This is a genomic window from Streptomyces albofaciens JCM 4342 (assembly GCF_008634025.1).
Lineage (GTDB): Bacteria > Actinomycetota > Actinomycetes > Streptomycetales > Streptomycetaceae > Streptomyces > Streptomyces albofaciens.
Map to the genome: position 1 here is coordinate 3212759 of NZ_PDCM01000001.1, position 11742 is coordinate 3224500.

At 67.6% G+C, this 11742-nt stretch carries 8 protein-coding genes and 1 pseudogene; 7 read left to right on the forward strand and 2 right to left on the reverse strand.

Annotated features, from left to right (window positions below; translation table 11 throughout):
- The first annotated feature begins 37 nt into the window (after window positions 1–37).
- The 7 genes from drmA to CP973_RS14465 all read left to right on the forward strand — a co-directional run bounded on the left by drmA (window position 38) and on the right by CP973_RS14465 (window position 8616).
- On the forward strand, window positions 38–3571 hold the full coding sequence (gene drmA / locus CP973_RS14435; protein WP_150240785.1) for a DISARM system helicase DrmA: 3534 nt from the start codon (window positions 38–40) through the stop codon (window positions 3569–3571).
- Window positions 3568–5409, forward strand: a complete 1842-nt coding sequence (drmB, locus tag CP973_RS14440; protein WP_208853183.1) for a DUF1998 domain-containing protein — start codon at window positions 3568–3570, stop codon at window positions 5407–5409. Before drmA ends, drmB begins: the two co-directional genes overlap by 4 nt.
- Window positions 5406–6230, forward strand: coding sequence for a DISARM system phospholipase D-like protein DrmC (drmC, locus tag CP973_RS14445; protein ID WP_150240788.1), 825 nt, complete (start codon window positions 5406–5408; stop codon window positions 6228–6230). The genes drmB and drmC overlap by 4 nt, the downstream gene beginning before the upstream one ends.
- A gap of 278 nt (window positions 6231–6508) precedes the next feature.
- A complete protein-coding gene (locus tag CP973_RS14450; protein WP_150240791.1) occupies window positions 6509–6805 on the forward strand; it encodes a hypothetical protein in 297 nt (98 codons plus the stop codon).
- A gap of 101 nt (window positions 6806–6906) precedes the next feature.
- Window positions 6907–7281, forward strand: a complete 375-nt coding sequence (locus tag CP973_RS14455) for a hypothetical protein (protein WP_208853184.1) — start codon at window positions 6907–6909, stop codon at window positions 7279–7281.
- 225 nt (window positions 7282–7506) lie between these two features.
- Window positions 7507–7959, forward strand: a complete 453-nt coding sequence (locus tag CP973_RS14460) for a hypothetical protein (protein WP_150240793.1) — start codon at window positions 7507–7509, stop codon at window positions 7957–7959.
- Window positions 7960–8253: 294 nt separating this feature from the next.
- Window positions 8254–8616: a hypothetical protein gene (locus CP973_RS14465; protein WP_150240794.1), complete on the forward strand. Its 363-nt coding sequence runs from the start codon at window positions 8254–8256 to the stop codon at window positions 8614–8616.
- A gap of 24 nt (window positions 8617–8640) precedes the next feature.
- On the opposite strand, the pseudogene CP973_RS14470 reads toward CP973_RS14465, so the two are convergent.
- A pseudogene (locus tag CP973_RS14470) lies at window positions 8641–8970 on the reverse strand (helix-turn-helix domain-containing protein); the annotation flags it as partial.
- Between the two features lie 952 nt (window positions 8971–9922).
- Window positions 9923–11740 carry a TniQ family protein gene (locus CP973_RS14475; RefSeq protein WP_150240796.1) on the reverse strand — a complete coding sequence of 606 codons (1818 nt, stop codon included), beginning with the start codon at window positions 11738–11740 and terminating at the stop codon, window positions 9923–9925.
- Window positions 11741–11742 lie beyond the last annotated feature (2 nt).

The window sequence follows — 11742 nt, forward strand, 5'->3', positions numbered from 1 at the left end:
TGTCGATGTGTCAGTGCCGGTCTCTAGGGTGGCCTGTATGAGTGACGAGGGTGTGCTGCAGGCGCCGACGGCAGCTGTGATCCGGGATGAGCTGGTAGACGCCGTGGTGGCGGACCTGCTCGGCCCGGTCGGCGGCGATCAGGAGGAGATCGGGGAGCGCCCCACCGACCGGTACTTGCTCGGCCGGCTGGCGCCGAGCGGCGCGGTGATCTCACCGGACGAGCAGGACAGTCTGGCGGAGGCGGAGCCCAGCGGTGGGGAGGAAGGGGACCCCGAGCCAGACGCCCCGAATGTGCCGAGCTTGTTCCCGTCGACGTTCGGGTTCACCGCTTGCGTGGACGGTGCTGTCCGCGAGCTGACGGTGTCCGCGTCGTGGGCGCGGTACGAGCAGGCTCCGGCGCCGGAGGGCAGTTACCGCTCCACCGTGTGGCGCAGGGTGCCGATGTCCGGCTCGATCACGGTGCCGCTCGCCGAGGGCGACCTGCGCCCTGGTCCCGCGCCCCTGCACCCCGACGCGCCGCACGTGCGTATACGCGGCCGGGCGCGGCGCTTCGACGGCAACTGGCTAGTCTCCCTGTTTCTCGTCAACGACCAGCCTGGCAGTTCGCACAAGCAGCAGGCGTGGCTGTTCCAGGCCGAACTGTCCGCCGCCGCCCTGGACGATGGCCCCGTGTTCCTGCGGCGCGTGACGGATCGGGCTTCGGGAGGGGACGCCGAGGACCGGAACGAGCAGAACCGGCTGGCGATGACGTACCGGTTCCATCCGGAGTTCGCCGTCGGCCACGGCGTGGCCGTCCATGTCGAGCCGGACCCGGCCGATCCGATGGCCGCGTGCCGCATTAGTACCACGGCTGCCCCCTGGTACGAGGTGCCGCAGACCGGCCTGCCCAACGCCAAGGACGACGTGGACCTGCCCGAGCTTGCCGAGCTGGTGACGGACATGGAGCGGCTGGGTGCGATGGGCCCGGCCGAGCTGCAGGCCGCTTTGATGCCGCTGGTGACCGGCTATCGGCGGTGGATCGAGGAACGCGGCGCCGAGATCGGTTCCGCACGCGCGCACTTGGACGGTTTCGCGCATGAGGCGAACGCGAATCTGTCGCAGGCGCGGGAGGCGGCGGACCGGATCGAGGCCGGCATCCGGCTGGTCGTCAGGGACGCCACCGCCCGTCAGGCGTTCGCCTTCGCCAACCGTGCCATGCACTTGCAGCGCGTGCACTCCCTCGCGGCGGAAAAGCGGCGCACCGACCCGCAGGGCATCACGCTCGATGCGGCACTGGACGCCTACAAGGACCCGCGATTCCACAGCTGGCGGCCGTTCCAGTTGGCGTTCGTGTTGTTGAACCTGCCCTCGCTGGCCGACCCCACCCATGCCGAGCGGGGACGGGAGAGCGGGATCGCGGACTTGCTGTGGTTCCCCACCGGTGGCGGCAAGACAGAGGCCTATCTAGGGCTGACCGCGTTCACTCTGGCGATGCGGCGTCTGCAGCCGGCGTGGGGCGGGCGGGACCCGCACGCCGGGCTGGCGGTGCTGATGCGCTACACCCTTCGGCTGCTGACGATCCAGCAGTTCCAGCGGGCCGCGACGCTGATCTGCGCCTGCGAGGTGCTGCGGCAAGCCGATCGGACCACGTGGGGGGACGAGCCGTTCCGGATCGGGCTGTGGGTGGGTGGCAAGGTCACCCCGAACCGCACTGACCACGCGGACGACTGGTTGACCCGGCTGAAGAACGACAAGGGCGAGTCGCACCGCTCCTCCCCGCACCAGCTGACCAATTGCCCGTGGTGCGGCACCCCGATCAACGCCGGCCGGGACATCCAGGTCGACATGGTGCGCCGCCGCACCCTGGTGATGTGCCCGGACCCGCACTTCGCGTGCCCGTTCACCGAGTGGGCGAGCAGCGGCGAGGACCGCAGCGAGGGCTTGCCGGTGGTGGTCGTGGACGAGGAGATCTACCGGCTGCTGCCGGCCCTGGTCATCGCCACCGTGGACAAGTTTGCCCAACTGCCGTGGAAGGGCGAGACACAAGCCCTGTTCGGAAACGTCACGCAGCGATGCGAGCGCCACGGCTACCTGACCGCTGACCTGAAGGACGCCGACTGGGAGAGCGGATCCCACCCGGCCAAGGGGAACGCACGAGCGGCCCGCACCGTAGCGGTGAGCCCGCTGCGCCCGCCGGATCTGATCATCCAGGACGAGCTGCACCTGATATCCGGCCCCCTCGGCTCCTTGGTCGGACTGTACGAGGCCGGGGTGGACCGGCTGTGCACCTGGAGGACCCGCAGCGGCCAGGAAGTGCGCCCCAAGGTGATCGCCTCCACCGCGACCGTGCGGCGCGCCCAGCGGCAGATCGGTGCCCTGTTCCTGCGGCACACACGGATCTTTCCGCCACAGGGCCTGGACGTGAGCGACAGCTTCTTCGCCCGGCAGCGGCCTGTCCCCGACACGCCCGGACGGCGCTACCTGGGCATCTGCGCCCACGGCGTGCGCATCAAGTCCACGCTGATCCGTGTTTACGTTGCCGTGCTCGGCGCCGCGCAGCGATTGCACGAGAAGTACGGCCACAACCCGGTCACCGACCCCTACATGACACTCGTCGGCTACTTCAACAGCCTGCGCGAGCTGGGTGGTATGCGCCGCCTTGTCGAGGATGACGTCACTACTCGTCTCGCCCGGGCGGACGCTGGTGTGCTGGCCCGTCGCTATGACCTGGTGCTGCGGGAGCTGACCTCCCGGCTGTCCAGCAGCGACATCCCGGAGATCCTCGACCAGCTCGCGATCGACTTCTCTGCCCCCGGGGTCAAGAAGGGCAAGGGCGGCGGCAGGGGGAGCAAGCGGCCGATCGATGTGCTGCTGGCGACCAACATGATCGCCGTCGGTGTGGACGTGTCGCGGCTGGGGGTGATGGTGGTGGCCAACCAGCCCAAGTCGGCCGCCGAGTACATCCAGGCCACCAGCCGGGTCGGCCGTGCCGCCCCGGGCCTGGTACTGACCGTGCTCAACTGGGCACGGCCGCGGGACCTGTCCCACTACGAGCGGTTCGAGCACTACCACGCCACCATCTACCGCAGCGTCGAGGCACTGTCGGTGACCCCGTTCGCCGAACGTGCCGTGGACCGCGGCCTGACGGGAGTGCTCACAGGCCTGATCCGCAACCTGGAGGCCGACTGGAACGGCAACCTGCGAGCCCAGGACGTCGACCGCCACGGCACCCTGGCCAAGGAAGTGGTGGCCCACCTGGCGCAGCGTGCCGCCGAGACGACCGGCTCCACCGCCATCGGCGCCGAGATCGAAAAGGCCCTGGACCAGCGGCTGGACCACTGGGGCAACGAGCAGGCCGTACCCGCTCGCCGTCTGGCCTACCGCCGCCCATGGAGCAAGGCGGACGACATCGCTGGCCTGCTGCACGAGCCTGACCAGGGCCCCTGGCGGATCGCGACCTGCCCCACCTCGCTGCGGGACGTCGAGCCCAGCGTCCGGCTGCTGCTGACCGCCGACGACCTCGGTGACGACGGCGCGCCGCCCTTCCTGCCCCCGCTCACCCCGCCCGGCGCCACCGGAGGAAACCCGTGACCAGCACCGCCCCCGCCCGGGTCGGGGAACTGCGCCCCAACCAGCTGCTCCACACTTTCGGCGTCGGCGCCATCGCCGACCTGCCGCACCTGTCCGTCATGCTCCTCGGCCTGGAGGACTGGCAGCTGGATCGCGCACAGATCATTCCGGAAGAACGCCTGCTGGCCGCCGTCCGCAAGATCCTCGGGCCGCAGGTCGCCACCCTGCGCACCCCGCCCTACACTCCCGAGGAAACCGACCCCTTCGGCGACTGGACCCGCGTCGGCGTCCCTGTCGGGCTCTTCCCCCGGTGGCTGCGCTGCTCCAATCCGCAGTGCAACCGACTCGCTCCGGTGACCACCGGCCTGTTCGACCTCATCACCAGCCCCTACGCGCCCGACCGAACCCGCTACGTGCACAGCTGCCGCGGCCAGGGCCGCAACAGGCCCACCGCCGTGCCGGCCCGCTTCGTCCTCGCCTGCTCCGACGGCCACATGGACGACTTTCCCTGGATCTACTTCGTCCACCGCGGCGCCGACGCCTGCCCGGGCGGCACTCTCAAGTTGATCGGCCACGGCACCACCGGTGAGGTCACCAGCGTCTACGTCGAGTGCTCCTGCGGCGCCCGACGCGCCATGTCCGAGGCCTACGGCGAAGCCGCCGCACGGAGCCTGCCCGCCTGCCGCGGCCGCCACCCGCACCTGGGTACCTTCGCGCCCTGTGATGCCCCCGCCCGCACCGTGGCCCTGGGCGCCACCAACAGCTGGTTCGCCATGCAGATGAGCGTCTTCAGCCTCCCCAAGGCCACCGAACCCCTCGACCACGCCGTCAGCCAGTACTTCAAGCAACTGAAAGTGCTCACCGTGCTGGACGACCAGGACGCCGGGGAAGTGCTGCAGCACCTGCAGTGCTGGCCCGAACTCGAGCCCTTCGGAACACAAGCGGTCCTCGAGGCCATCCGCCGCCACACCGCCATCGCCAAGAACGGCGATACCGGCGAAGACGACGCTCTGGACCTCGCCACACCCGAATGGCGGGCCTTCACCGACCCCCGCGCCACCGACCTGCCTGACTTCAAAACCCGCCGCACCACCGTGCCGGCAACCGCCACCGAATGGCTGGACGAGGTCGTCCTCGTACCTCGCCTGCGCGAGGTCGCTGCCCTGTACGGCTTCACCCGCATCGACGCCCCCGAGTGGGGTGTCCTGGGCACCGACGAACACCGCCTCGCCCCGCTCTCCACCCATGCCCCCACCTGGCTGCCCTGTGCCGAGATGCGCGGCGAGGGCGTCTTCCTGCGCTTCCAGGAAGACCGCATCGCCGCCTGGGAGGCACTGCCCGACGTCGCAGCCCGCCAGAAGGTCCTGGTCGCCGCCCACCGCAAATGGCGCGCCCAGCGCAACCTCGACCCGGACGACGGCTGGCCCGGCATGCGCTACCTGCTGCTGCACACCATCTCCCACGTACTGATCCGCCAGCTCGCACTGGAAGCCGGCTACAGCGCCGCCGGCATCAGCGAACGCATCTACGCACGCGGCGGCACCGACCCCATGGCCGGCGTCCTGCTGTACACCGCCGCACCCGACAGCGAAGGCACCCTCGGCGGCCTCGTCGACCTCGGCCGCCCCGAACGACTCGGCCCCCTCCTCGACCAGGCCCTCGACGCCGCCGGCCTGTGCAGCTCCGACCCCCTGTGCGCCGAACACGACCCCCGCGTCCACGGCCACCTGTACGGAGCCGCCTGCCACGCCTGCCTCTTCGCCGCCGAAACCACCTGCGAACGCGGCAACCAGTACCTCGACCGCACCCTCGTAGTCGATACCCTCACCGGCCCCGCCATCGGCTTCTTCACCCCATGACCACCCTGCCCCCGCCTGGCCCGGAATCGAAGCGGACGCCCGACAGCAGCCTTCCCGCGGTACTCGCCCACCTGGCAGCCGAACTTCCCACCGCCCACCGTCGGGCTTGGATCCGCGTACTGAACACCACATCCGCGCCAACCCCGGACGCGGAAGCGTGGCTGCTCACCGCCAGTCCCGGCGGCCCCCGCACCGAACTGGCCCGAACCCTGATACGCGCCTGGAACACCGCCCAACCCGTCCCGGACGGGCCCGCGCTCGCTCTCGCCCTGCAGACCGCTGCCCTCGCTCACACCGCTGCCGCCGAGTCACGCCGCGTCGACCTCGTCGTCAGCGGCCCGGCGACACCGGCTGTGCCCGTCCGGTACACCGCCCAGGTCATCGCCGAGGTCATCCGCGCCGCCCATCAGCGCCTGCTTGTCGTTAGTTTCGCGGCCTACCGGATCCCCGAAGTCGTCACCGCACTGCACGCCGCTGCAGCTCGGGGAGTTCACCTCGACGTGATCCTGGAATCCTCCCGAGAAGCCGGAGGCCCGCTGCGCCAAGACGCCCGTACTGCTTTCGGCGCCCTCACCGCCCACTTCTGGCACTGGCCCGCGAAGCAACGACGCAACGGCTCCGGCCAGGCCTCCCTGCACGCCAAGCTCGTCGCTGCCGACGAGCACACCGCTCTCCTCGGCAGCGCGAACCTCACCGGACAAGCCCTCACCCACAACCTCGAGATCGGAGTCGTCCTCCACAACCCCGACGTGGTGGGACGCCTGGTCGCCCACTTCCGCACTCTCATGAACGACCAGCACGGCGTCCTGCAGAGGCTGTAACCCGGACGGCCAAGGCCGCAGTCAGGTACCGGCGAGATCGATCAGGCCCGGCGCACAACGCGACGTCACCCTTTCAGGTCTCTTTCGGGAGCCTTCGGCCATTCATGTCCCCTGCCAGTCCATCAACCTGCCAGGATCCCGCCCAACAAGGGGCTGGCCGTTCAGCCGCGCGTAAGAGTCAGACCCCGCACGACACGAGCACTGGTCACGGCAGCAACATCGGCGAAGGGGCGCGAACACCTCGGCCGGGCGGCGCTCCAGTCTGCGATGAGGGCGACATGGGCGATTGGGACATCATTCGGTCCGAGCTGGACACGGCCGAACACGAACAACGGGTGATCTCGGACCTCACGGCACGGATCATCGCCACGCAGTTCTACGACAGCCAATCCAGCCCGCTCTACGCCTTGTCCAGCACCGGAACGATCACAGACGACTGCGTCACCGAGATCCGTACCGCAGCCGAACACGCCACTACCCCGGACGAGCAACGTGCCCTTGGAGCACTGATCGCCTACTGCACCCGCCGCACCGACAAAGGCCCTCAACGACACTGGTCTGCCCTGAGATGGTGAAACCGCCGTCTGCCGCCGAATGTCAGGCGCTCACTCCTGGGCAGGCGTGTCTTCTGTCGGGGCACAATGTCTCATTGCTATGCCTCGAGGGGGATACAGCGATGGACAGTGCCACGGCGTTGACCTGGCGCGACCTGGAGGATCGCGGCTTTCGCGGATTCGTCCGGTTCGACGAGCTGCCCAGCACCGACGTTCCGCCGGAGAGCGGCATTTATGTGGTGTTGCGGTCTTTTTCCGCTTCTCCGCGCTTCCTGGCAACCAGCCCTACTGGGCGGCGTGGCGACCGCGACCCGACAGTCTCGATCGATCAGCTGGCCACCAAGTGGGTCGAAGGCGCTCAGCTCGTCTATATCGGCAAGGCCGATGCCGGAGGCAGAGGTGAAGCACGGGCTGAGGCGCCGGCTGCGGCAGTACAGCCGGTCGGGCGCCGGATCGTCCGGCCACTGGGGCGGCCGCTACATCTGGCAGCTCCATGATTCTTCATCGCTCTTGGTTGCCTGGCGCACGACCCGTGAGGTGGATCCGGCGCAAGCCGAAGCGGACCTGATCGACGTGTTCATCCGCCTACATGGCAAGCCGCGGTTCGCCAACTTGCGCAGCGGCAACCGCGACCAACCATCAGGCCACTGTGGTTTCGTGGACGAAGTCCTACAGTCTCAGTCGTAGGGCTTCGCCTACGAAACCGAGCAGGGGGTCCTGTGATGGACCACGCTACGCTGCGCGCCGCTGTCGTTGCCGCGCTCGCCGACACCGAATCTCTCAGCGCCAAGCTCAACGGCCTGCTCGCGGAGATCGATGGAACCGACACCGCTGTCGACCTCGGACGCCAGGGCCTGTGGACAAAGGCTCAGGTAGAGCTGCTCTGGCACAAGGTGAACCACCTCGCTGGGGTTCGGGCGCTCTTCGAGGCCACCGCCGAACGCCCCGACGAGAAGGTGACATTCACGGAGATTCTCGAGCGCTCGAAACTTCCTGAGCGTCAGCAGAGCAACGAGCACGCAGCTCTCAGCCGCATCTCCGCGCAGCTGTTCAAGGAGAAGCGCTGGCCCATCGAGAACAGTCAAGGCGGCTCCGAGAGCACCACGGGCAAGGCCGAGATGCTCTACTGGATGGACAGCCGCGTGGCCGCCTGGTGGCGCGATATCACGCAGTGACGGCTGCGGGACCGGCAGATCCTGCGCGACCTGTGCGTGGACGGCCTTATCGTCAAAACCGACCTCAACGGGCTGTCTACGACCTCGTTCAGGAGTAGAGCCGGGGACCCGACGGTACCCAACCGACATAGATTGCCTGGCGCTATAGCAGCTGGCGGGCCACTCCTTGGGCACCCGAAGACCTTGACAAGGTCTTCTACAAGGGTGCCAAGGCCTTCGCGTCCCCCTGCTGACCAAAGTGGAGAACATGGCATTCCGGGCCGCGGCGTACCCGGTCGCCTCTACAGTTGCGTCATGAAGTTCAACTTGGGTGACTCGATCTGGGAGCTGATGCTGACGAAGCGTCCCTCCGGCACACACTTCTCGCAGTCGAGTACTCCGGGCGGAAAGAGCCCGCTGGCGCGGGATGACGACAACACGCTCAACACGCACGCCGTGCTGTTCGACGGCACCAAGACGACCTTGGCGATCGCCAGCACGTGCTTCGCGCTGGGGGTCGTTGTCGCGCCGCACGTCAAGAGCGGGCTGATCAGCCTTAAGTCGAAGCTGCGCCGCCGGGCGGACGAGACCACCGACACCGAGACCCCCGTTCCCCTCACGGTTGTTGCGGAGGCCGAGCCGGAGCTGCCAGATCCCCCTCGACTGCGCGCTGTCTGACCGTCAGGCTAGGCACCGGCGCGGCCGCGAGGCCGGATCCGCAGGCCGATAGGCCGGCCGCAGGTCCCGGACACGGTTCTTGAGCACGGTCAGACCTCGGTCCCAGCCGATTCGTTCCGCGATCACCGTCGCCGGCATCTCAGGCCACTGCTTGAGCAGTTCACGGATTTCCGGCTCGACCGCATCCACGATCGAGCCCTTCGGCGCCCGCTGGTACTTCGGAGGCGCGTCGTCCGCGATTGCCCTGCGGACAGTGTTCCTCGCGATCCCCAGCTTCCTCGCGATCGCCCGAGCCGGCATCTGCTCGGCCCGGCGAAGCCGGCGGATCTCCGCCCAGTCCTCCACGCTGATCACCACTCCTCCCGGTCTGACTCAGCGAGCCAGCCCCTTGCAGGGGGTCAACTTTCAAGCGTCGCCCATGGTCCACTTTTCAGCCGTCGCCGACACGTGATGGCCACGGAGTCGTGGGCCGTCCGAAATGACACCACGCCCGGCGGCGTGGGCTGGTCAGTCGCGGACCAGAGGGCGGTGCGTCTGCGGATCGTTCGCTGCTGGTTTGGTCCGACTGCCGAGCCGCCTGTGCGCGGGAAGTGTGTCGGGCACCCAACCGCTTGAGCTTGCGGCGTACCTGCCTACCGAAGGCGAGCGGGTCGGTGGCTCCGGCCAGCAACGCCGCCTCGGCCCAGGTGCTGCCCGAGGAGTGGGCCCACATCAAGGTGACCAGCTGGTCCTCAGGCCGCAGTTGACCCAGAACCCTGACGACGCGAGGATCGTCAGGGCGTGCTCCCAGAGCCAGGGACCCCAGTTGGCGTAACCGCCACGCCGGAGGAAGTCCCTGGCGGACAGCAGGGCGACGCTGCCGTCGCGTGCACCACAGGCGCGTACGCGTCATCCGTGGGCAGGGCTATGCCGAATAGCGGACGCCGAACATGTTCAGCGTGGCGAACAGCGCGTCGATCCCTGGGAGTTCATCGCAAAGGGGGACGGAAGGGTGTCTCCAGCGGGTGGTGCGGCGGTCACAGGTGATGCTCCTTGGTCGTAGCAACAGCTTCACCTCTAGGCCGGAGGGGAGGGTGTTCCGTCAAAAAACCACTCCTGTGGTTCTCGTCACATCACCACTGTGCGCCGGACTCAGTGGACGGCGGGACTCAGTTGACCCTGGTTGGATCTAAAAGGTCCAACCAGGGTCATCAGGCACTTTGCATGCCCTCGGTGGTGTCTGGTCTCTGTCGGCGTTCTGAAGCGATGTCGACGCGCTGGCGCCCGCGTTCGCGGGAGCTGTCACCAACGTCCTGACCCGTAAAATCTAGGATTCACCGGCGGAAGCGGCTCCCGAGTCGATGGTGCTGGTGAGCTGGCGTGCGTAATCGCCAAGAACTCTCCGCAGGTCAGCGTAGTGCGGGAGTGGGTCGGGGCGGGTGAGTTGGAACCACGTGGTGCTCCGACGCTGCGCCCACCTCCGTCGCACGCTTGATGGCTGTCTAGCTGCGATGGTTCGTGGGGCGAAGAGATGCTCTCCCTGTGTCACCTGGGTCCAGACGAAGACTGAGGCTTCCTGGCGTTTGCGGTCATCAAAGTCGGGTCGTATCGATCCCGGCAGTGGCTGCATCTTGTTGATCAGGACAATCCAGGTGGTCCGGTCGAGTGCCCAGTCTTGAAGCGCCTCGCGTCTGCGCCGGTAGTCGACGAAGAGGTGCGGGTGCGCCCCCAGTTGCGAAGCAAGTTCCCGGAGTGCCGTATCGAGCTCGGTCGGATCGCAACCCGCTTGTGCCCAGAATCGGGGCTCGCTGGCAACCTTGAACTGGACCCGACTGGGGTTGATCCCAAGGAACGCTGCTGCGTCGCTCCGGGAGCCGCCCATAGACCACTGAACGAGTTGGACCGCGGCAGCCCGACGAAGGAACTTGGGAGCATGGCCAGAAAAGCGGGCGAGGTGGCGTTGATACCAGTCGTGCTCCAGGAACGCCGGGATGTGCTCAGCCCGGTAGTCGTCTCGAATCGGCGCCCGGATGCCCTGGCTGCCGCCAACCTTGCGGAAGGCACGTGTGAGGGGCTCGGTGGCCGCCTGCAACCGCTCGGAGCATGCATTCTCGTGTCGGGCCAGGAGCCGCACCCACGGTGTGTGGCTGGGGCTGGTTCGGAAGGCAGCTCGGATGAAATGTGATAAAACCCCGGAGAGGCCCTCGGCAGCAAGAACCTGGTCAGCGGCCTGCAGAACGGCGGCGCAGACAACCGGATCTCGCGGAGGCGCGTCGCGGGCCTGACGTTCGTGCGGTCCGCGCCGACCGCGGACATAGACATCGACTTTCTCGGCCGAGGCGGTGTCCATCAGTTCTCGCGCTTGCGGCCAGGATGTGCTGATCAGAGTGGCAACCACTCGCAGATCGGTGAAGTATGCAGCGGTCTCTGCCGCGGGCGCCGGCGAAGACAGACGGGTAAGAATGGCCTGTTGGAATCCGAGGGAGGCTGCAGTGGGCCGCGGCTGGACGCAATGCGGGCTGGCTTCGTTGAGCCATCCGCCGCAGGCTCGGGTCATCCGCTTCTTCGCATGCGGTTCAGCGGACGTCCACCGGCACTGCGCGGGATGAAGCGTATTGTCGTTGACTCGTGGGATCAGAAACTCGGATCCGGAACTCGGCCGACCACAGTGCGGGCAGAACGGCTCCAGAAACTGCTCATGTCTGATGCAAGCGAAGACGACGGGCAAATGCCATGACTTGTGCCAAGGGCCTCCGTGCAGACGCTGGGTAGTTGTTGAATCGCCGGCCAGGCAAGAGGTGCAGAACCTCGGGGAGCTGAGGAACAGCCAGGGGTCTGCCCATGTGCGCTGGAACTGATCGAGGGAACGCATGATCGATGGATAGCGGTCATGCCAGGACAACAGGGTCAAGTGAGTGACTTCTTGTGGGGACAGTCCTGTCAGATGGGCGAAGCCCTCGACCTGCGACGGCGCGAGGTCCAACAGCAGTTTGCGGGAGATGCGGTTGCGGTGAAACCCGTTGGCCAAGCCCGCCATGCGGGCCAGGTGAAGAGGCGGAAGGCCGAGTCGGTGAGAAAGCCGAAGCAGATAGCTGACCAGGGATTCTCCCGTCAAGGGTTCGAGACTTCGGGGCAATGGATGCATCA